Raw genomic sequence first — 21,683 nt, 5'->3', positions numbered from 1 at the left:
TCCTTGCTTAAGAATTTATTATAGTTTGATTATCAAAGTATCATAGTTCAAGGAAATTCGCAACTAAATATTTATTAAGAAAAAAATAGTTTGACAATCAAACAATTATGCTTAATAATTAGAAATCAAGATAGTTTGATTTACTATTTGTCATTATACGTATTTTATTGTTGAATTTATTAAGGAGTGGAATTATGAGTTTTTTAACCGGTAAAAAAGTTGTCGTCATGGGCGTTGCTAACAAACGCAGTATTGCTTGGGGCTGTGCACAAGCACTAAAATCCCAAGGAGCCGAAGTGATTTACACATATCAAAACGACCGCATGAAAAAGCCTTTAGAACGCTTATTGGAATCTGATGAATTTGTAGTGGAATGTGACGTCGCCAATGACGAAAGCATTGCTTCCGCCTTTGAAACGATCAAAGAATATGCAGGTGAGATCCATGGTGTTGTCCATGCCGTTGCTTATGCCAATAAAGAAGATCTATCTGGCGATATTTTGAATATTTCTCGTGACGGTTATGCTTTGGCGCAAGACATCAGCAGTTATTCATTGATTGCCGTCACTAAATATGCCAAACCAATCTTAGCTGAAAATGCTGGAATCGTTACCCTTTCCTACTTAGGTGCCGAACGGGCAGTACCGAACTACAATATGATGGGGATTGCAAAAGCCGCTTTAGAATCAAGCGTCCGCTATTTAGCTGCCGAACTTTCACCGCAAAAAATCCGTGTTAATGCGATTTCAGCTGGTGCCATCAAGACGCTGGCAGTAACTGGTGTAAAAGACTATCAAAAACTGATCCAATTGTCAGAGGATCGAACACCTGATCATATTGGTGTGACGATTGAAGAAGTAGGTAATACTTGTGCCTTCTTGATCAGTCCATTATCAAGCGGGATTATCGGCGAAGTGATTTTTGTTGATAAAGGCGTTCATTTATCTTAATCAATAATTGTCATAGAAAAGTCTGCTATTTGCCTCTCCGTTGGCTGAGCAGGCTTTTTCTGAAAAAAACAGGTATTTCAGAAAACCTCCTTTGCATTTCTATTTTATCTTGGTTAAAATAGATGCAGTAAGACTTGGAGGGATTTTATGAAACAACTGCTACTTGCAGCTAGCACGACCGATTCAAGTGGTTCCAGCATTACCGAACCAGCGGCTGCTCAACTCAATGCATTACAAAAATGGTGGGCGTCCATCGACTGGGAATCGATCATTGGCTTACTGATCCAAAAAGCATTGATGTTGCTTTTTTTATGTATCCTATTTGGTATTTTATTGAAAATAAGCAATATGATCATCGATCGAATCTATCGTTCCTATGAAAAAAAAGCCAGTTTCAATGTGAGTCGAATCAACACGATCCATACCCTGATCCGCAATACGGTTCATTACACATTAGGCTTCTTTTTTGTCTATGCACTCCTTTCCACCATCGGCGTACCTGTAGGCTCGTTACTAGCCGGTGCCGGAGTCGTCGGGGTCGCACTTGGTTTAGGTGCCCAAGGTTTTATGAATGACTTGATTACTGGCTTCTTTATTATTACCGAGCAACAAATCAATGTTGGTGATTACGTCCGCTTGACCAATCTGACGCTTGAAGGTACGGTGACAGCAGTCGGGATTCGAACGGTCCAATTAAAATCCGTTGATGGAACCGTTCATTATATCCCAAATCGTAACATCACGACTATCAGTAATACATCAAGAGCCAATATGCAAGTCGTTGTCGACGTACGTATCTTACCATCTGAAGGCCTAGATGAAATACGTGCCATCATTGAAGAAGTCAATGAACAGATTGCTCAGCAGCATGAAGAAGAGATTCAAACGGCCCCTACGGTCTTCGGTCTGGTGGATCTAGGGAACAACAACTTTGCGATTCGAACCACCATGTATGTGACCAACGGTACGCAATGGAAAATCAAAGAGGAATTTTTAGCAGCATCGATCGACGCTTTGACAGCCAAAGGCTATACGATCCCTAATGCGCCCATCGTCGGTATTTAAAAAAGGTTATCCCAAAACTGGGATAACCTTTTTTCTATACCACATGAAGTTCATCTGTCATCTTTGGGGCATCTTCTTTCGAAATCAGCAAATAGCGTCTTTCAATTTCATGTGCCAAATGATTGACGGATTTTAAAATCTCTTTGCGGGTGATGATCCCTACAAAGACATTGTCATCATCAACGATCGGCAAGAATGCTTGATCTACTAAAAGATGCAGCATACTTTCCAACTCATCGTTTTCCTTGATGCAATTCACGTTGACTTCCATGACGTCTGCCACAGTCAGCCCTTCAATATTTTCCATACTGAAGCCAGTGAGATCCATCATTCGTTCCACGATGTTTGAGAGGCTGATTAAGCCGACTAAATGGTCCTCACTATCTAGTACAGGGATCTTTGAATAGCCCACTTTTGATAAAACAAGCAATGCGTGACTCAAAGGGTGGTTATAAAATACCGATGCCACATTCTCTGCAGGCACCAAGAAATTTTCTTGATTCTCGAGTAATATTTTTTCTACGGTCTGTCCTATCAATCTAATTGCCTCCATTTCACAGCTACTCTTCTATTTTACTTGAAAATGAGAATAGAAAGTAGAAACCTGCAAAATTATAATGAAATTTTTACTTTTTGATTCCGCTTACTTAACGTGTGAAAACGAAAGCTAGCTCTGGGACTTTATGAAAGGAACGATCATAGTATTGGATTGCCCATTGTTCTGGCGTACTTTCAATAATCGCAAAGCTTTTGATTTGAATTTGCCCTCGCGGTTGGGAAATACTGCCAGGATTCAAGAAAAGTCGATTCCCGACTTTCTCACAAGCAATTTGATGCGTGTGACCAAACAAAGCGATCGAGGCATCTGCTTGTTGCGCTTTTAATCCTAATTTGGTTACGCCAAAACGAACATCCGCCAAATGGCCATGGGTCATATAGATGGTATCCAGCGACGTTTTAACGATACGCTCATTGGGAAAACCACCACCGTAATCGCAATTGCCGCAAACGACTTGGAATGTTTCCCATAAAGGATCTGTATCAGGCAGTTCAGAGTCTCCACAATGCAGGAATAAATCGACTTGATTTTCGAATTCATTTTTAAGATCAACAAGAATCTCACGATCTGAATGATTGTCACTGACAACTAAATATTTCATACATTTTCTCCTTCTAGCCACACCTGCCACTGTTCTTGGAGTTTTTTGATTGCTTGACCACGGTGGCTCACTCGGTTCTTTTTTTCTTGACTCATTTGGGCTGCGCTTTGCTCTGAACCATCAGGAATAAACAATGGATCGTAACCGAACCCATTTTCTCCACGAGGGATACGGCCGATTCTCCCCGGCCATTGGGCTTCAACCACCAAGCTATCTTTTCCTGGTGCTGCGAAAACTAACGTACAGTGAAATTGAGCACTGCGTTTGTCATCTTCGACATCCGTCAATTCATAAAGCAATTTTGCATTATTGGCAGCATCACTTTTTTGCTCACCGGCAAATCGAGCAGAGTACACGCCTGGGCGTCCCCCTAATGCATCGACTTTCAGTCCTGAGTCATCAGCCAACACCGGTCTTCCCAAAATTCTGGCGATAGTTTCCGCTTTAAGGCGGGCATTTTCTTCGAATGTGGTGCCGGTTTCTTCAACATCCGGCAAGGAAGGATAATCTTTCAAGGTGCGGACATCGTACCCTGCTGCCCCAAAGACGGCTTTAAATTCCTTGGCTTTTCCTGGATTGCCTGTGGCAATGACGATCGCTTTTTCGGGAATCTCATAAGGGGGTTCATCTGGTAAAAACAGTGCCTCTTTTTGATAGGCAATCAATTCTTCGATAGCTGTTTTTCCGTAGATCAGCATCTCATTCAACTGCTGACCATCAAAGGTCGCTTCTTCCCCAGTTCCTTGCAATTCGACAAATCGACCGGATTCTGTCATCACCAAATTCATGTCGACAGCAGCTGAAGAATCTTCTTGATAATCGAGATCAGTCACACAGGTGCCATCTGGTAAGATTCCAACGCTGATGGCTGCCAAATGCTCCTTGATCGGGTCTTCCGTCAATGCTTTGTCACGCAACAATGTATCGATAGCTAAACGCAACGCAACAAATGCGCCGGTAATACTAGCTGTTCGGGTACCACCATCTGCTTGAACGACATCACAATCGACCACAATACTGCGTTCCCCTAGTTTTTCTAAATCGACTACGGCTCGCAAGGAACGAGCGATCAGCCGTTGGATCTCCATCGTCCGACCAGAAAGCTTGCCTTTGGCACTTTCTCGACGGTTACGGGTATTCGTCGCTCGCGGGAGCATACTGTATTCGGCTGTGACCCAGCCTTTTCCCGTATCTCGTAAAAACGGAGGGACCCGATCTTCAATCGTTGCCGAACAGATCACGGTTGTGTCACCAAAAGAGATCACAACCGATCCTTCGGGGTGTTTGTAGACGTTGGTTTGAATTTTAACTGGTCTTAACATTGTTTCTTTTCTGCCATCATGTCGCATTTAAAAGCCTCCTAAATCAGTGTGAACCGATGAGATCGTGTCTAAATCAAGCCAATCATTGGCGATCTCATCAAATATTTTCGGTGAACCAGTAGTAAAAAATGCATGCTGCGGGTGCGGATCGTCCTGGCTCGTTGCTGCAATGGCGAAATAGTCCAACAAGGTACTGACTTCCCCCACCGTTTCTGCGCCTGAATCAATGAGCTGGATATGGGCCCCCAATTCATTTTGGATCAAAGGACGCAATAAAGGATAATGGGTACAGCCCAGAATCACCGTATCTAACCGCTTGTTTTTCAAGGGGCGTAACGTTTCTGCCACAATTTTCTTGGCAACCGAGCTGTGGTACTGTTTGCTTTCTACGATCGGTACAAACTTTGGGCAAGCCAAACTGACGACTGACGCATGGGGGGCTTTCCCATGAAGGGCGCGCTTGTACGAGTCGCTTTTAATCGTTCCGTTTGTCCCGATAACACCGATTCGTTGATTTTTGCTTGCTTTGACCGCTGCTCGACTGCCAGGCAGTATCACGCCGATCACTGGAATATCCAGTTGTTCTTTGATTTCTTCAAGAGCGACCGCTGTTGCTGTGTTACAGGCGATCACCAACATTTTAATGTTTTTTTCCAATAAAAAACGGGTCATTTGCCACGTATACTCGATGACTTGCTCAGCAGGTCTTGGGCCATAAGGGCATCTGGCAGTATCGCCTAGATAAAGAATCGATTCGTTGGGCAGTTGTTTGATTGCCTCTTTGACGACCGTCAACCCACCAACACCAGAATCGATAAAGCCAATTGGTCTGTTGTTTGTCATAGTTTCCATCCTTTACATTAAAGAAAGAGTTTGATGCATTTTTCTCTCTTATTCATTTTGGACTTTTTTTGTCTATTTTTCAAGTATTCCTTTCGTTTGCTAAAGAAAGCTTTCCCAAAAAATACCAATCGGTACAAAAAAAGCCCCAACCATTGGCTCACAACCAGCAAGTTGCACTTGCATGGTTGAAAGACCGATCGCGGGGATTTTTGTCGATTGTTCATTTTTAGTAATCGTACTGACGTTTTTCCAAAAAACCTGAAAGCAATGACAGTGCATAACAAACCAAAAAGTATAAAACAGTCATTGCCAAAAACATTGGCAAAACATAGTTTGTATTTTGACCATAAATGATCCGGGCATGATGGGTCAACTCTGGTAAAGAAATGATCACGGCTAGTGATGTATCCTTGATCAAAGAGATCAACTGACTGACGATCGCTGGCAACATCGCTTTAAATGCTTGTGGCACGACGATACTGCGCAATACTTCAACATAACTTAATCCCGTTGATAAACCAGCTTCCATCTGACCTTTTGGCACAGAATTCAAGCCCGCTCGAAAGATCTCAGAAAGCATCGCTGATTCAAAAATCGTCAACGCCACCACCGCTGACCAAAAAATGTTAAAGCGAATGCCAATCTGTGGCAAGGCAAAATAAGTGAAGAAAATGATCAAGAGCAAAGGCAAGTTACGAATAACATCAATCACGACACCTAATACTTTAGAAAAGACCGGAATCGAGCTGAAGCGTAAAATACCGGCGATTCCTCCAATAATAAAGCTAAATAAGATCGAGAGGATCGACACTTCAACCGTAACACGTAAGCCATCGATCAAAAAGCGAATGTTAATCGCTGAAAAAGCTTCAAAAAAATCCATAGTTCTTTAGCTCCTTTCTATGAGCGGACAGCCCAACGCCGTTCCAAGTAAACCATCAAATAAGACAATGGCAGGGTAATAATCAAATAGAAAAGACCAACAATGATATAGGTATCAAATGTATTGAAGGTCTCGCTTGCGATCAAATCCCCTTGATACATGATATCTAATCCTGCGACCATCGCTAAAATTGAGGAGTTTTTGACGAGGTTAATAAATTGATTGCCTAGTGGCGGCACAACGATTTTAAATGCTTGAGGCAAAATAATGTAGCGCATCGCTTGACTATAAGTAAAGCCAGAAGACAAAGAAGCTTCCATCTGTCCTTTAGGAACCGTTTGGATTCCTGAACGGATCGTCTCGGCGATGAATGCCGATGTATAGATCGTTAAACCAATCGTTCCAGCTTGAAATCCGTCGAAAGAGACCCAATACATTGGCACAACAACATAAAAGAACATCACGATGATCAATAAGGGAATATTTCTAAAAAACTCGACATATGCTTTGGCGATCCCTTTGATGAAGCGATTGTCTGACAACTGAAAAATTGCCATTAAAGTTCCGATCAAAAGGCTAAAAAACAGTGCGATCAAACTCGCCATGACTGTATATTTAAAGCCTTCAATAAACTGACCGGTATAGGTTTGAAATAATTCAACCATTCAGTTTCCTCCTACTCTACTTTTCCTGATTCGTCTTCAGGGAACCACTTGTTGTAAATCTCATCATAGGTTCCATCTTCGCGCATTTCCCGCAAGGCTTGATTGACAGCATCTAGAAATGGTTTTTGACCTTTGTTGATGGCAATCCCATAAGGCTCTTCGGTAAATGTTTCGCCAACTAAATGATAATTTGGATTTTCACTCGCCATCCCTAATAGGATTGCGTTATCCGTAGTCATAGCATCCCCTTGTCCTGATTGCAAAGCAGTAAAGGCTTCTGCATAATTTTCAAGTTCTAGGATTTGCGCTTCTGGTGCAGCCTCACGAATGTTTACAGCTGACGTAGAGCCTTTCACGACCAATACAGTGGTGTCTGCGGTCAAATCTTCAATCCCTTGGATTGGACTATCTTTTGCGACCAATAAAGATTGTCCTGCATCAAAATAAACATCCGAAAAGTCAACTTGCTTTTTACGCTCTTCCGTGATGGTCATCGTTGCGATGATCGCATCGATATTGCCGTTTTTCAAAAGCGGAATCCGAGTTTTTGAGGTAACTTCAACAAAAATTGCATTGCCATCACGCCCTAAGATTTTTTCAGTGATCGCACGAGCGATATCAATATCAAAGCCACGCACTTCTCTAGTCGCGATATCCATCAACCCAAATAGACGGGTATCGTTTTTTACGCCCCAAACGATCTGATTCGTCTCTTTGCTGTTTTCTAAAATATCAATATCTGCGGCACTTTGTCCTTTACAACCTGAGAAAGTCACAAGGGCAAAGGCTAAAACTAGAAAAGAAAAAATTTTCTTTTTCATATAGGTTCCTCCTGTCGCTTAATGATTTGTGACTTTGCTCAAGAATTGTTTTGCACGCTCGTCCCTTGGTGCGTCAAAGAATCCATCGACATCCCGTCGATCTTCTAGCACTTGGCCTTCTGCCATAAAGACGATTCGATCTGCTACTTCACGAGCAAAGCTCATTTCATGGGTAACGACGATCATGGACATTCCTTCACTGGCGATTTTTTTCATGACATCTAGTACATCGCCAATCATTTCTGGGTCCAATGCTGAAGTTGGCTCATCAAAAAGCAGCATCTCTGGTTTCATCGCAAGGCCTCGGGCAATTGCGACCCGCTGCTGTTGTCCACCGGATAACATAGACGGATAAGAATCTTTTTTATCCAACATCCCAACTCGATCAAGTAGTTTTTCCGCCAAATTGATGGCTTCTTGCTCATTTTGTTTTAATACTTTAATCGGCGCTAACGTAATGTTTTCTAACACGGTTTTGTTTGGATACAAGTTAAAATGTTGAAACACCATACCAATGTTTTTTCTAACTTCTGTCATTTTGACATCTTTATCAAATAAGTTCTTGCCGTTGACTAACAATTGACCACCTGAAATGGTTTCTAGTCCATTAATTGTACGGAGCATTGTACTTTTACCAGAACCTGAAGGTCCGATAACAACAACGACCTCACCTTTTTCAAATTCAAGGTTGATGTTTTTTAATGCATGGAACTTTCCGTAATATTTCTCTACGTTCTTAAATTCGATCATTGCCATTGATTCACACTCCTAGCTATTTTTAAAATTAAATGAGTAAATGGAAAGATTTGATTCATATTATAGCCCAATCTTTTTTCATTTGTAAAGGTGCTTTTCCAATGTTCCCCCCTTATTTCTGAAAAGACAAGTGCTATTTTACTTTGATGTGAGGTTTTTGTCCATGAAAACTTTTCTAACCTCGACAGATCACAAGGAGAACCTGTTGTTTCTTTTGCTAAAAAAAGGTAAGATAAACCATATAACAAAGGTAAAGGTGGAAAAAAAGTGAATACGATTTTAACTGGCGACCGCCCAACTGGCAAACTGCATCTTGGCCATTATGTGGGGTCTTTAAAAAAACGGGTCGAAATGCAAGCTGACCCTGAAAATCAGCTTTATATCATGGTCGCTGATATGCAGGCACTAACAGATAATGCGAAAACACCTGAGAAGGTCTCAGCGAATATTTTAGAAGTCGCTTTGGATTATTTAGCCGTTGGATTGGATCCATCAAAAACAACGATGTTTATTCAATCGCAAATCCCTCAACTCTCTGAATTGACGATGTACTACCTAAATTTAGTCAGTGTAGCACGCGTGCGACGCAACCCGACGGTCAAAGCAGAAATTGAACAAAAGAAATTTGGCGAAGGCGTTCCTTCTGGTTTCTTCATCTATCCAGTCTCTCAAGCAGCGGATATCACTGCTTTTAAAGCAAACTTAGTCCCCGTTGGTGAAGATCAAAAACCAATGCTGGAACAAACACAAGAAATCGTGCATAGTTTTAATTCTACGTATAGTGAAGTATTAGTCGAACCAAAAGCTGTTTTACCGCCAAAAGGTATGGGACGTTTGGCTGGGATCGACGGCAATGGAAAAATGAGTAAGTCACTAAATAACGGTATCTATTTAGCAGATCCAGCTGATGTGTTACAAAAGAAAGTGATGAGCATGTACACTGATCCAAATCACATCCATGTCGAAGACCCCGGACAAGTCGAAGGCAATATGGTCTTTACGTATCTTGATGTATTTGGTACCGAAAAAGAAAAAATTACTGAATTAAAAGAACATTACACCCGTGGCGGATTAGGAGATGTCAAAATCAAACGCTATTTGATCGATGTTCTGGAAGCCGAATTTGCACCGATTCGGGAACGACGTGAAGCTTTTGCGAAAGATCCCGGTGAAGTGATGAACTTATTAAAACTTGGTAGCGAAAAAGCAGAACAAGTTGCCGCCCAAACGTTAGCTGAAGTCAAAAATGTAATGGGCATCAATTACTTTGCTTAAAAAAATAAGCCTTAGCGGCTTATTTTTTTGTTCACAAATCGAGAATACAATTTAATGCTAAACCTACGAGCACACTCTGTGTTAGGTTTCACGAGCAAACTTCATCCACAGACCGATCCATTAGGCAACTTGATTTGATGCGATTTCTTGCGAAAAAACCTAGAAAATTGCCCTAAAAATAACTTCGAAAATGCTGATTAGAGAATCATTTTCTCAACCTTGACAGCGCTAAAAAAGAACAGATCAAAAAAGCTGGATTGCCTTTGATAGTGAGATACTTTACAGCTCCAACCCAACTCCTAACATTTTTGTGTCATCTGAGCATCTATTATAATAGTAGAAAACGTTCCCCACCCAACTTCTTTGTATGGTGGAGAACGTTTTTCTACTTATTTGATTAGCGGATTTCTGCTTGAACTTTTTCTTCTAAGTTACGAGTAATTTTCGCTATTGCTTGATTGATCTCTTCATCCGTCAGGGTAGCTTCTGGATTGCTAAAGGTCAGGCTGTACCCTAATGATTTTTTGCCTGCTTCGATGTTTTTCCCTTGATAAACATCGAATAAACGAATCGCACTTAAGAAGCGACCGGCACTTTCGCGAATGATCTCCATCACGGACTGGTTATCGATCGTTTCATCAAGTAAGAGTGCCATATCCCGCGTTACTGATGGGAATTTTGAGACCGGTTGATAGACCAATTGCTCAGTTTTCGCTGCTAACAGTTGATCTAAGTTCAATTCAGCAACATAGGTTTCACTCACTTCATAATCTTTGGCGATCGATGGGTGGACTTGTCCCAAGAAGCCGATTTCTTGGTCATCTAGCAGGATCATTGCCGTACGGCCAGGATGCATCTCTTTGATAGCTGCCGTTTTTTGATAACGAATACGGTCGGTTAATGCCAACGGATCAAATAGATTTTCTAAAATGCCTTTCAAATGGAAGAAATCAACTTTTTGAGCTTGGGTTTGCCAGTCTTTCTCATAGATATTTCCTGTCAAAGCTAGCCCCAAGTGATTGACTTCTGTTGGCAGCTCGTGTTTACTGTCGCCTGTCTGATAAAAGACGCGACCAATTTCATACAAAGCAACACGATTGTTTTTACGTGCCAAGTTGTACGCAACGTCGTCTAACAAACCTGAAATCAGATTCAAGCGCAAGACGGCACGCTCTTCGGTCATTGGCCAATCCAATCGAGTCACTTGGCTCGATTTATCCGTAAATTGTTGTGCCTTCTCTTCCGTTGTCAAAGCATAGCTGATGGCTTCACTGACCCCGTTGCCTTCCAATAGCGTCCGAACTTCTCTAGTCAGACGTTGCGCTTTGGTTAGATGACCGGCAACCGTTTCTCCTTGCGGTAAAGTCGATGGCAAACGATCATAACCGTAAATACGCGCCACTTCTTCAATGATATCTGCTTCGATCGTAATATCCCAACGACGAGGTGGGACAGAAACAATATAGCTGTCTGCTTCTTGACGATGACCAAAGCCTAATGCATCAAAGATTTCTTGCACTTCTTCATCAGTGATTTCTGTGCCTAAATAGCTATTGATTCGAGCTAAAGTGATTGTAACCTCAACAGGTTCTACTGCTACTTGGGAACCTATTACTGCCCCTTTTAAGACCGTTCCACCAGCAAGTTCCGCAATCAGTGCTGCTGCTGCATCACAAGCTTTTGCAACCGTGGCTTGGTTGATCCCTTTTTCAAAACGAGCGGAGGATTCGCTTCTTAAATTGAATTTCTTTGAGGTCAAACGAATCGCTAACGGATCGAACAAGGCCGCTTCTAAAGCGACTGTAGTCGTTTTTTCCGTGATTTCTGAATCAAGCCCTCCCATGACGCCTGCGAGCGCAACGGGCGTGGTTCCGTTGGTGATAACGATGTCTTCTGGGGAAAGCTGACGTGTTTCTCCATCTAAAGTCACCAAACTTTCATTTTCTTTACCACGACGGACAAGTATTTCTTTGCTGTCGAGCTTTTGATAATCAAAGGCATGCAATGGTTGGCCAAATAATAGTAAGATATAATTCGTCACGTCCACGACATTGTTGATTGGACGAATACCTTCATTCATCAAGCGATTTTGCAACCATTGTGGACTTGGGGCGATCGTTACACCATCAATGATTCGAATTTGGTAGGCGGGTGCATCTGTTGCTTCAGTGACCTTCACCTGAATTTTATCGGCAGCAGCTACTTCACTTTCAGTAAGCGAAATTTCAGGAAACTTCGGTGTTTGGCGATAGATCGCACCGACTTCATAAGCAACCCCCCGCATGCTCAACGCATCCGCACGATTCGGAGTGATCGACAATTCGATAATGTGATCATCCATATCCAGATAAGGAAAAACCGGTGATCCTGGTTCTGCTTCTGCTGGTAAATAATAGATTCCTTCCGCGTATTCTTTGGGAATCACGCTATCGGCATATCCCAACTCTTGCAACGAACAAATCATGCCGTTGGAAACTTCTCCCCGCATCTTGCCCTTTTTTATTTTAACGTTGCCCGCGATTCGAGAGCCGGGTAATGCCACGATGACTTTGATGCCGCTTTTGACATTCGGCGCACCGCAAACGATCTGTGAGTCTTCATCCTCGCCAATATTTACTTGGCAAATCGATAGATGGTCAGAGTTCGGATGCGGTCGGCAGTCGGTCACTTCTCCGACAACGATTTTTTTTAAGCCTTCTTCAGGCACGTCAATACCTTCGACTTCGATCCCCGTCACTGACATTTTATCCGCCAGCTCTTTGGGTGTGATCTCAGACAGATCAAGGTATTCATTTAACCATTTATATGATACTAACATTTATTGTTCCCCCTTGAACTGGCGAATAAAACGCACATCATTTTGATAGAATTGGCGAATGTCGTTCACGCCGTAGCGCAACATTGCCACTCGGTCAGGACCTAAACCAAAAGCAAATCCCGAATATTGGGTTGGATCAATCCCTGACATTTCTAAGACGTTAGGATGGACCATTCCGGCACCAAGGATCTCGATCCAGCCAGTTTGTTTACAAACATTACATCCGGCACCACCGCACTTGAAGCAACTGACATCGACTTCGACCGATGGTTCTGTGAAAGGGAAATAGCTTGGTCGCAAGCGAATTTGGCGATCTTCCCCAAACATTTTTTGCATCATGACTTCTAAGGTTCCTTTTAAGTCACCCATCGTAATATTTTTATCGATTACCAATCCTTCAATTTGATGGAATTGGTGGCTATGGGTCGCATCATCTGTATCACGACGGAAAACTTTCCCGGGAGAGATCATCCGTAACGGCCCTTTTGAAAAATCATGGGTCTCCATTGTTCTCGCTTGAACGGGTGATGTATGGGTTCGAATCAACACTTCCTCTGAAATATAAAAGGTGTCCTGCATGTCTCTGGCAGGATGATCTTTTGGCAGATTCATCCGCTCGAAGTTGTAATGATCTTTTTCCACTTCATAGCCTTCAACGACTTGGTAGCCCATACCAACAAAGATATCTTCGATTTCTTCCATGATTTGTGTCAGCACATGGCGAGTTCCTCGGTCCATCTTTTTACCAGGCAACGTCACGTCGATGGATTCTTCAGCGAGGGCTTTTTCCAAGTTTGCTGCTTCGATAGACGTCTTGGCTTCTTCGATCGCTTCTGTCAAAATATCACGAATCTCGTTGGCATAGCTCCCCACCTTCGGCCGTTCTTCCGCAGAAAGATCTTTCATCCCCCGTAGAACTTCAGTGATGGGTCCTTTTTTTCCAAGCACTTCCACTCGAATTTGATTCAAGTCGTTCATGGTTGGACTTTCTTTGATTTTAAGCAATGTCGTTTCCTTCAATGCTTCTAATTTTTCTTGTAAAGACATGTGTTTCCTCCTTCTATACTGTGAATAGTGTAAGAATAACAAGACTGGATTGACTGAATAAAGGGAATATCATTCATTTAAAGACAAAAAAAGACATCATCCCTTAAAAAAGGAACGACGTCTCGTGTTACCATCCTCATTCGCGAAAAAACCGCGCACTCACTTCGGCTAACGACAGCAAAACTGCCGACTGACTGTAATCAGCAAGCTCCAGAAGTGAAATTCATTTTTCGAATGCAGGACTTGCTTTCAGTCTGTGACAAGTCTCCCTTTTTCTGATTCAGCCAAATTACTAGTTTCTATCAACGCTTTTTAACTATTCATTTAAGGTTAGTTTACCTAATTTCTGGTGAGAAATCAACTGCATTCTTCCTCACGTACCCATGTTTCTGCCCAACGCTTCACACTCATCATACTCTTTTCAAGAGCAATACCTCTTGGCGTCAAGCAGTAAAGATTGTTTTCTTTGCAGACAATTTCTTCCCGCTCTAATTCTTTCAAGCGTTCGACTAACACCCGATCACTCACTTGAGGAATCTTGTTTGCTAACTCAACAAATCTTTGTTTGCCGTCTTCAAGAAGGACATCAATGATCAAGCCGTTCCACTTTTTGCCTAAAATAGAAAAAGCTTTTTCAAATTTAGGACAAAGGGCATAATCCGATTCTACTTTTATCATTCTCCATCACCTCTTTTACCTATTATAGCATATGACTTACGAATTGTAAGAAACTAGGATCGATCAGTTAGAATGACACGATCATCTTAGGTTTTAACAGCACTAAATAGGTCTGTTTCACTGGTTTGTTCAACGCTTTCTCCAATGCTTGGCAATAGAGTTTCAATTGACCATAATATCGTTCGCGCATTTTCTTTTCAATCTGAGCCTGACTACCGAAAACATCATCTGTTTTAAAGTCATACAAAACGATTTCATCCGCCAATTCTATATAGCCATCGATAATTCCGTGGATCAAAAGCGGCGCATCTGGTTCGTCAAACTCTTCAAAGATCGTATCAGCCTCTTTTAGCATCGAAAACGGTTGTTCCCGCTTCACCAAATCAGAGGATCGGTTCAGCAATTCACCTAGTTCAGTTTGATAAAACCACAAAATGCTCGATCGGTCAATTTTTTTGGCGATTTCTTCAGAAAAAAATTGCTTTTTCACGAGTTCAGCAATCAGGAGCTCCAAAGTATCTTGATTTGGCGTCATTCCTAATGGGATCATTTGCAAAACCGTATGGGTTGCTGTCCCGATACTGCTGGCGAGAGGCTTCGTCTCTTGCAGAAATTTTGGTTTCGCCAATTCATCCTGTACGTAGCGATATTGCTGAGGATTCGTCTTCTCGGAAACCGACCGCCATTCCAACAAAGTGGTCTGTTGATCATCAGGATCGTTATAGAGTCTTTTCAATTCTGATACAGATTGATAACTAGTCGTTTGGGTCGCTTTTTGATAAGGATAGCGATAGGCTAGGCGTTTCAAAAGATCATCGATATTGCTATCTGGCACAAGCAATCGTTTAGGCTCCTCGACTGGCGCAAGGGTCTCTTGGACTTGTTGCGTGATCGTTTCTTGATTCCACCATGACAGACGAAAATGAGCAGGATGATCGATCGTCCGCTTGCGCTCTGACGCTTCAGAGAATACTGCTTCCATATCTGGATGGCGCATCAGGGTCCGTCCGACCCAATCCATCAAACTCCCCCGGGCAACAAGGCGCAATGCAGGGTCAAGAACCATTTCGGCTTGCGTCAAGCCTGATTGCCACGTCTTAAAGGCATCCGCTTGATTTTTATAGGAGCCCACTAAGAAAAGCTTCTGCTCTGCTCGTGTCAATGCTACGTACAATTTTCGCATTTCTTCTGATAAGGCTTTTTTCAAACGAACTTGCTTGATGGCTTGAAACGGCAGTGTCTCAAATTTAAGATTTTCTGCGGGTTCCACATATTGGATTCCAGCTCCCAGTTGTTCTTCAAAGATATAGCGTTTTTGAAAATCTTGGTAGTTAAAGAATTTTGTTGTATCCAATAAGAAGACTACAGGGAATTCCAAGCCTTTACTTGCATGAACGGTCATCACTCGAACGGCATCTTCTACAGGAGTAGCCACAGGCTCCGCCAAATCCTTGTTTTTTTCTTGCATTTTTTCGATGAAGCGTATGAATTGGTACAAACCACGGAAACTGCTCTTTTCGTATTTTTCGGCTCTGTGGATCAATGCCACTAAATTTGCATAACGCTGCTGTCCTGCAGGAAGTCCCACAACATAATCCAAGTAAGCAGTATCTTCATAGATTTGCCAAAGCAAGGTCGGGATCGGCAGTCTGCGTGCTTCTTCTCGCCATTGATTTAGTTTAGCTAAAAACCCATCCACCGTTTGCCACAAGTTTGACGCTTCATGTTGACCATGATAATCCAATACTGCATCGTAGTAGTCGCCGGAACGATTGGCTAAACGGATTTCAGCTAATTGATCTTCTGTTAAGCCGACGATTGGCGAGCGCAAGACCGCCACAAGCGGGATGTCTTGGTACGGATTGTCAATGATTTGCAGCAAAGAAACGACGGTTTGGATCTCCGTTGCCTGAAAATAGTTTTGAGCATCATTGACCGCCATCGGAATCCCAAACTGCTTAAAGACATCTAAAATGACAAGATTGTTTTTACGTGTAGGGGTCAATAAGACGATATCATTGTAAGTGATTGGTCGATTTGTTTTGGCTTTTTTGTCATAGATCATGAATTTTGATTCAATCAACTCTCGAATCTTCAATGCAGTAATCTGCATCTCACCTTCTGTTTTGTCATCGATCAATTGTTCTTCAGATTCATGCTCTTTTTCATATAACAAGAGCTCTGTGTCAAAGGCATCGCTTTCTGGAAAATGAGGAAAACCGGTAATCAAGGCTGCCGCCTCATCGTAAGGGATTTGGCCAACCCGTTCATCCATCAGCTGTTGAAATACTAGATTCGTAAAATCCAATACGTCGGAGCGAGAACGGAAATTTTCTGCTAAGACGATTCTCCGCCCACCATTCTCCGTTTCAAATGCCAAGTATTTTTCGATAAACAGCGTCGGATCTGCTAGTCGAAACGAATAGATCGACTGCTTCACATCCCCCACCATAAACATGTTGCCAGGGTTATGATCAACTTGTCTCACCCAATATAAAATTGCCTCTTGCAGCCGATTGACGTCTTGGTATTCATCGACTAAAACCTCTTCAAAGCGATCCCGATAATAGACCGACGCCTCACTTCCACTGCCGTCACCTTGTAAAATCTGCAAGGTGAAATGTTCCAAATCATTAAAGTCTAAACGGCCTTTTGAAAGCTTTCTTTCTTGAAATGCTTTCATAAACGCTTCGGTCATGGCCGCCATTTTCTCAACGACAGGTGCTGATCGATGAAGCAGTTCCATCATTTCAGCCGGCGGGTATGGAAAGGCCACTTTCAATTGCTCGACCAATTTTTTCGCATCATCTCGCAAAGGCTTGATTTCTTGGGAGAGTTCCTTTTGTTCTGGTTTGCGAAAAGCTGGATAGCGACCAAAACGCAACACTTGGATCTGCTCATAGAAGCCATCAACATCGTCTGCATCAAGCAGAGCCTTTAAGGTTTCCACCATTCCCAATTCGGTATCAATCAATAGTGCTGCTTTTTCCATCGCTTCATCAGAACGGGCATAGTCTTGCGCCGCCTGCAGCAAATGCGCCGCTGTCTTCAAATTTTCTTGCAAAGTCGGTTTGATTTGCGATTGGTACAGGATATTTTCAGCAAAGGTTTCTTTACCGACATAGTGATCACTTAGATGAGCTAGCCAGTTGACGGGATCCGGATTTGCTCGGGCAAAGTCATAAAGAGACAAGATCAGATCCCCGACGCCTTCATCAGAACGATCACTAGAAAAATTTTCTGTCAAACGAAAGAAGGCTTCATCATTGGCTTCATATTGTTGATCTCTCAGCTGTGTCCAGATTTCTTCTTTCATCAATAAAATTTCGGTTTCATCGGTCATCATGCGAAAATTTGGATCTAAATCGATCAAATAATAAAAACGCCGAATCACCGTTAAACAAAACGCATGCAAAGTAGAAATGTTAGCTGTCGGCAATAGCTGCAGCTGACGGACGAAGTGCTGGCGTTTTTGCTCATCACTTTCTTGGTTGATGGCTTGTTGCAATGCCGCTTGAATCCGTTCTTTCATTTCTCGAGCAGCTGCTTCGGTAAAGGTCACGATCAGTAAAGAATCGATCGTCGTTCCTGCTTTTAACTTTTCGATCACTCGCCGAACCAAAACGGTGGTTTTTCCTGAACCCGCTGAAGCGGAAACGAGGATATTATCCCCTTTATCAAAAATGGCTTGCCATTGGGTATCCGTAAAGGTTTCATTTTGCGGTTTTAAAGGGATCTTACTCATCTTCTTCCTCCCTTAAGCGATGGATAATCTCATCTTTAGATAAGTTTTCTAAACGGTGGTACTCATTTTCTTTCAACAATACATCAAAATCACAGATGCTGCGAAACGGACAAAACTCACACGCCCGTTTCTTGTCTTTTAATTTATAAGACGGGTTTAAGGCGATCTCACCGCTTAATAGCTTCTCACCGCTTTGTTGCATGTTTTTACGATTGTGTTTTCTTAACAGCTCAAGTTCTTCTTCTGTATAAAACTTGTTTTTCGCCTGCGTCGTTTTTTGATAATCGCCGTTTTTGTCTTTTCGAACAGGAAATATCGGTGAATTTTTGCTAGCTTCAACTTCCTCATCGAGTAATGGGAAAACAGCCGGTTCGTCAATAAACAACCCATCATACTTGAAACGTTTTAAACGTTCTTCTTCACTGTTTTCTTGTCCGTCCAGAAGTGGATTATGCACATGCAGATAGTATGCACCAGCTGGTCGGACATTTGGGGAGCCGACCAGTTGGACAGCATCCTTCAATGCGACATCGAGATAGGTGATCAACTGCATCGCAAGTCCGTAGTAGGCTTCAGAAAGGTCAAAATCTCGGCTGCTAGATTTATAGTCAACAACAGAAAGCCATTGTTCTTCTTCCGTTTTCGCCGTGTCGACTCGATCGATTTTCCCCCGTACATGTAGTTTCCCACCAGAGCTTAGAGGCAATTCGATCCCGTTGATCCCATTTGAGCCAGCGATCTGGCCGAACAGTACCTCCGTCTTTTCAGGACTAAAATGCATTTTTTGACCTTGTTTCGCTAAAGCCCACGCTACTCGCTGAATCGTCTTGCCTAATTGATACCGAATAAAATTCATCCGTGCAGAACTTGTCAGCAAACGGTAACGGCTTTCGCCAAAAATTTCCTGCAAAACGACTTCCACAAATTGCACGCGTTGGTCAGCAGTTAACTGGGTCAAGGAAATATTTTCAGCAATCAGGACTTTGACAAAGCGGTCCAACGCATCATGGAAAAACTCACCCGTCATTGCTGGATTTAAGCCATAAACTTCCCGTTCTTTTAACCGTAATCCGTAGCTGACGAAATACTTGTATTCACACTGATAGAACGTCTCCATCTGAGAAATGGAACTGTAGATCGACGGGCCATATAGTGCCGCAGCTTGTGCTTGAGACAAAGGAATCGGAATATTTTGATGAGTTTGGCTTTCAAATACTTGGGCAGCTAAATCTGTCCATTCCGAACGCAGCAGTGCTTGTTTCAGCTGCTCCCAAACTCGAGGCAAATTCTCTTTGTTTTTTTGCGCTTGCTGACTGAGGTTATTGATTTGATAGATCAGGCCACGATAACTGCCAACATAGTCTCTCGGGTCACTGACTAGCGTCAAGATCCCCCGCTCTTGCAGTGGTACATCCAAATGTTTGATCACGCGGTCTAAATAAGGCGACATTTTGATGTTTTGCTGGGTATCAAAATTAACGGCATAGGACAGTGATAAGTGTTCCGTTGCTGAAAGCAAGACCGAATAAAAGGCAAATGGCTCTTTGACACTGCCTTCCACCACTGTATCCCTAAGGTATTTTTCACCGTTGAACAACTGATTGAAATGCTGACGTTCTTCATTCGTCAACAATGTTTTGTTCTCTATTTTTCTTGGCAACGCCGTTTCATTCAATCCCGGTGCAAATGTGATCTTCGCTTGTTTTGGACGAGCCAAATCAAGGCGGTTGACGTTGACCTGGTCGATCGCTGTTGGGATCTTCCCGAATGTGACATTTTCTAAGCCAGTCAATAAGACATCTTCAAAGAGCGCAAAATCAAAGGGCTCTTCTCCATAGATCGTGGCATATTCATCTAGCAAATCCATTAAAGCTTGCCATGCTTGTTCATGGTTGCGAGCTTGATCCAATTTTCCTTGTTGGATTGCCTGGTCTCGCCAATGTCGTAGTTGCTGCTCGACACCGGCATTCAGTAAAAAGCGATACAGCAGTTCTACGGCATCTCGATTTGTTCTAGCAGCCGTCAGCCAGTCAAGAGTATCAGCAACATCTTGCTTAAAGGCCCTACGCAACTGGTTGGTATACGCCGTCAAATCCACTTTATCCGTCTGCTCTTCTTCTGATTGTAAATACTCGATCAGTTCCCAATCTTCGTTTCTTGTCCAACTCGCTCCTTGAAAGTCATGGGCTAATGCTTTATTTTCAGTAATATCCACTAACTTACGAAACTGGTCACGCCCAACGAGCCAATCTGCTTCGGAGCGATAGGCTGCCGGTAAATAAAGTTCCGTTCTTAATAATCGCAAAATATCATTTAAGCGGAAACCATAGGATTGACAAGCAAAAAAAGCATTCAAAAACTCAACCAATGGATGTTGTGCCATCATCTGCTCTTCATCGATATAATAAGGAATCTCAAACTCAGTAAAAATTTTAGGAATATACTGATGATAGACTTCTGGTTCGGCGATCAATAATTGGATATCACGATACCGTAATGTTGGGTACCGTTTCTTATCACTCATCATCCCGCGGATCGACGCTGCGATTTGACGGATCTCTTCTTCGGGATTCCCAACTTTCCAGACTGCCAGAAAGTCTTTGACGGAGGTCTGCTGATGATAATTGGCTTGTGATTGGGTCTGCCGCCAAAAAGTTTCTACTTCCTTGTACGCCTGCGGGATCGATCCCTCGTCTTCTTTGTCCACCTCTTGGTTGACGGAAAGTTTCTGATCTAAGAAAATGTTCACTTGATTGTCACGAGCAAAACTGATCAACTGATAATAGGTCCGTCCTGCTTCATAAAATAAATTTAATGGCGTGGGCATCTCTTGTGGGTACCCGCGATCCAAAATAAGATCAATCACTACATGACTTCTCTTCATCAGTACTTGTATCAGCTGTTGCTCTTGGGTTGAAAATGCGGAGAAACCGCTGATAATGAATAAGGCGTGAGAAAGATCTGGCGCTTTGTTCAAAGACACAGCAGTTGGTATCGTTTGATCCACCCGGGAGTCACCCAGCAAGGAACCTTCCAGAAAGCGTGTCAATAAGGTGAGCGGTTGTTCGACTTGCAAAGCACGCTCTAGAAGTTCTTGTTCAAATCGTTGAAAAATTATCGCCAATTCACTGTATTTCTTCTCTTCATCTTGGGTTGCACTGGGGGCAGCACCACCAGCTAATAAATCTTCGATCCCCAATCGACTTGTATGCATTTCTTGATAAAAAGCCAACAATTGTTGGATAAAACCCGCTTTATTAATTTCGCCGCGATACAAGACAAGTTCTTTTTCTAAATCCAAAAGCAGCTTGCGCATGATCATGGAGGCACCATTTTCAGTAATAGCGTTTTGGGAAAGCAATCCTGTTTGCTGCAGATAAAACCAAGCCAAACGGTGAAAACTATACACTTGGGCCCGAATGGAAGCGAAATCCCCTAATTGATCATTTTTAAGTAATTGAAGGATCTCACGCTCTCGTTCAAATTTATTGTAGTTAGGAACGAGGAAAAACACTTCTTGATGGTCTTTTTCTAACCAGCTTTTTGCCTGCTCTATCACAGCTTGATCATGACGACAACGGCCATCACCAAGGATAAATCGTAAACTCATGAAAGGACTCCTTCTCTACATAGTTTTAAAAAATCCCCAAAAAAC

Annotated in this window: 16 protein-coding genes; 3 read left to right on the top strand and 13 right to left on the bottom strand. The window is 42.5% G+C overall.

Annotated features, from left to right (window positions below; all coding sequences use genetic code 11):
- Positions 1-194: 194 nt before the first annotated feature.
- Both fabI and ENLAB_RS00325 read left to right on the top strand, forming a co-directional pair.
- The gene (gene fabI, locus ENLAB_RS00330; RefSeq protein ID WP_244352118.1) at positions 195-950 is read left to right on the top strand and encodes an enoyl-ACP reductase FabI; all 756 of its coding nucleotides are present in this window, start codon (positions 195-197) and stop codon (positions 948-950) included.
- A gap of 147 nt (positions 951-1,097) precedes the next feature.
- Positions 1,098-2,015: a mechanosensitive ion channel family protein gene (locus ENLAB_RS00325; RefSeq protein ID WP_005236101.1), complete on the top strand. Its 918-nt coding sequence runs from the start codon at positions 1,098-1,100 to the stop codon at positions 2,013-2,015.
- A 34-nt stretch (positions 2,016-2,049) separates the two neighbouring features.
- Here the strand turns inward: ENLAB_RS00325 and cbpB are convergent, their stop codons facing one another.
- The 8 genes from cbpB to ENLAB_RS00285 form a co-directional block, all read right to left on the bottom strand.
- Positions 2,050-2,553 carry a cyclic-di-AMP-binding protein CbpB gene (gene cbpB / locus ENLAB_RS00320; RefSeq protein ID WP_005226181.1) on the bottom strand — a complete coding sequence of 168 codons (504 nt, stop codon included), beginning with the start codon at positions 2,551-2,553 and terminating at the stop codon, positions 2,050-2,052.
- 109 nt (positions 2,554-2,662) lie between these two features.
- Positions 2,663-3,175, bottom strand: coding sequence for a metallophosphoesterase (locus tag ENLAB_RS00315; RefSeq protein WP_140965596.1), 513 nt, complete (start codon positions 3,173-3,175; stop codon positions 2,663-2,665).
- Complete coding sequence (gene rph, locus ENLAB_RS00310; RefSeq protein ID WP_244352116.1) at positions 3,172-4,524, bottom strand: ribonuclease PH; 1,353 nt, start codon at positions 4,522-4,524, stop codon at positions 3,172-3,174. Before rph ends, ENLAB_RS00315 begins: the two co-directional genes overlap by 4 nt.
- A complete protein-coding gene (gene racE, locus ENLAB_RS00305) occupies positions 4,525-5,340 on the bottom strand; it encodes a glutamate racemase (RefSeq protein WP_081118702.1) in 816 nt (271 codons plus the stop codon).
- Between the two features lie 226 nt (positions 5,341-5,566).
- Positions 5,567-6,223, bottom strand: coding sequence for an amino acid ABC transporter permease (locus ENLAB_RS00300; RefSeq protein ID WP_005226185.1), 657 nt, complete (start codon positions 6,221-6,223; stop codon positions 5,567-5,569).
- Between the two features lie 17 nt (positions 6,224-6,240).
- Entirely contained in the window at positions 6,241-6,888 is a 648-nt protein-coding gene (locus tag ENLAB_RS00295) for an amino acid ABC transporter permease (protein WP_077453437.1), read from the bottom strand.
- An 11-nt stretch (positions 6,889-6,899) separates the two neighbouring features.
- Positions 6,900-7,709 carry a transporter substrate-binding domain-containing protein gene (locus ENLAB_RS00290; protein WP_142963043.1) on the bottom strand — a complete coding sequence of 270 codons (810 nt, stop codon included), beginning with the start codon at positions 7,707-7,709 and terminating at the stop codon, positions 6,900-6,902.
- 18 nt (positions 7,710-7,727) lie between these two features.
- Positions 7,728-8,465 carry an amino acid ABC transporter ATP-binding protein gene (locus tag ENLAB_RS00285; protein WP_077453439.1) on the bottom strand — a complete coding sequence of 246 codons (738 nt, stop codon included), beginning with the start codon at positions 8,463-8,465 and terminating at the stop codon, positions 7,728-7,730.
- A 267-nt stretch (positions 8,466-8,732) separates the two neighbouring features.
- On the opposite strand from ENLAB_RS00285, the gene trpS reads away from it, so the two are divergent.
- On the top strand, positions 8,733-9,740 hold the full coding sequence (gene trpS, locus ENLAB_RS00280; RefSeq protein ID WP_244352114.1) for a tryptophan--tRNA ligase: 1,008 nt from the start codon (positions 8,733-8,735) through the stop codon (positions 9,738-9,740).
- 397 nt (positions 9,741-10,137) lie between these two features.
- Here trpS and pheT read toward each other — a convergent pair whose 3' ends face one another.
- From pheT to ENLAB_RS00255, 5 genes are all read right to left on the bottom strand, one after another.
- On the bottom strand, positions 10,138-12,558 hold the full coding sequence (pheT, locus tag ENLAB_RS00275) for a phenylalanine--tRNA ligase subunit beta (RefSeq protein ID WP_244352113.1): 2,421 nt from the start codon (positions 12,556-12,558) through the stop codon (positions 10,138-10,140).
- Positions 12,559-13,605 carry a phenylalanine--tRNA ligase subunit alpha gene (gene pheS, locus ENLAB_RS00270; RefSeq protein ID WP_005236117.1) on the bottom strand — a complete coding sequence of 349 codons (1,047 nt, stop codon included), beginning with the start codon at positions 13,603-13,605 and terminating at the stop codon, positions 12,559-12,561. It abuts the gene before it with no gap.
- Positions 13,606-13,962: 357 nt separating this feature from the next.
- Positions 13,963-14,283: a winged helix-turn-helix transcriptional regulator gene (locus tag ENLAB_RS00265; RefSeq protein ID WP_005226192.1), complete on the bottom strand. Its 321-nt coding sequence runs from the start codon at positions 14,281-14,283 to the stop codon at positions 13,963-13,965.
- A 67-nt stretch (positions 14,284-14,350) separates the two neighbouring features.
- Complete coding sequence (gene addA, locus ENLAB_RS00260) at positions 14,351-18,028, bottom strand: helicase-exonuclease AddAB subunit AddA (protein WP_244352112.1); 3,678 nt, start codon at positions 18,026-18,028, stop codon at positions 14,351-14,353.
- Complete coding sequence (locus ENLAB_RS00255) at positions 18,021-21,638, bottom strand: PD-(D/E)XK nuclease family protein (RefSeq protein WP_244352110.1); 3,618 nt, start codon at positions 21,636-21,638, stop codon at positions 18,021-18,023. The genes addA and ENLAB_RS00255 overlap by 8 nt, the downstream gene beginning before the upstream one ends.
- Positions 21,639-21,683: the final 45 nt, after the last annotated feature.

Source organism: Enterococcus innesii (assembly GCF_022846515.1).
GTDB classification, from domain to species: Bacteria; Bacillota; Bacilli; order Lactobacillales; family Enterococcaceae; genus Enterococcus_D; species Enterococcus_D innesii.
Note: the sequence above shows the minus strand (reverse complement) of the source record. Positions and strands in the feature narration are given on the sequence as shown.